Here is a 1,107-nt window from a genome sequence, read left to right as displayed (position 1 = left end):
CCACTGGAACGTGCTCTATCGCGGCGGATTCTACCGTGGCGGCCCGATCCTGATGAGCGCGCTGGCCGGCATCGACCAAGCGCTGTGGGACATCCATGGCAAGGCGCTAGGCGTTCCCGTGCACGCCCTGCTGGGCGGCCCCGTGCGCGACCGCATCCGCGTGTATTCGTGGATCGGCGGTGACCGCCCGGCCGATACCGCACGTGCGGCCAGCGAAGCGGTGGCACGCGGTTTCACTGCGGTGAAGATGAATGGCACCGAAGAAATGCAGATCGTCGACACCCATGACAAGGTCACGCGGGTGCTGGAAAACGTACAGGCCGTGCGCGATGCGGTCGGCCCCGATATCGGCCTGGCCGTGGACTTCCACGGCCGCGTGCACAAGCCGATGGCGAAGGTGCTCATGCGTGAGCTGTCGCCGTTTGGTCTGATGTTCATCGAAGAACCGGTGTTGTCCGAACACTTGGAGGCGATTCCGGAACTGGCGGCCCTCTCCCCCGCCCCGATCGCACTGGGGGAGCGCCTGTACTCCAGGTACGATTTCAAGCGGGTGCTGCAGGCGGGCGGCGTGGACATCCTGCAGCCTGACCCCTCGCATTCGGGCGGCATTACCGAAACCCGCAAGATCGCAGCTATGGCAGAAGCGTATGACGTTGCCATCGCCCTGCACTGTCCCCTCGGCCCGATTGCTCTGGCCGCCAATCTTCAGCTGGATGCGGTCTGCTACAACGCCTTTATCCAGGAGCAGAGCCTGGGCATCCACTACAACGCCAGCAACGACCTGCTCGATTACCTGGTTGACCGCTCGCCCTTCGATTACAACGAGGGGTTCGTCAAGATTCCCAATGGCCCCGGCCTGGGCATCGAGATCAACCAGGTTTACGTCGACGAGCGAGCCGCTGAAGGCCACCGCTGGCGCAACCCGATCTGGCGCCATGCCGATGGCAGCGTGGCCGAGTGGTGAGCGCGGTGAAGACCATGACCCATTACCCCAGTTTAAAGGGCCGCGCGGTATTGATCACCGGCGGCGCTACCGGCATTGGTGCCGGTTTTGTGGAGCATTTCGCCCGGCAGGGCGCAAAGGTGGCGTTCTTGGACATCGATGAC

At 63.7% G+C, this 1,107-nt stretch carries 1 protein-coding gene; it reads left to right on the top strand.

The genetic code is table 11. The annotated features are described in order from the left end of the window. Nucleotides 1-964 (top strand): galactonate dehydratase (gene dgoD, locus ACXJKH_RS21010; protein ID WP_457322281.1); only part of this gene is annotated, 964 nt, incomplete at its 5' end. Between the last annotated feature and the right edge of the window lie 143 nt (nucleotides 965-1,107).

Source organism: Stenotrophomonas sp. P5_B8 (assembly GCF_054049855.1).
Note: the sequence above shows the minus strand (reverse complement) of the source record. Positions and strands in the feature narration are given on the sequence as shown.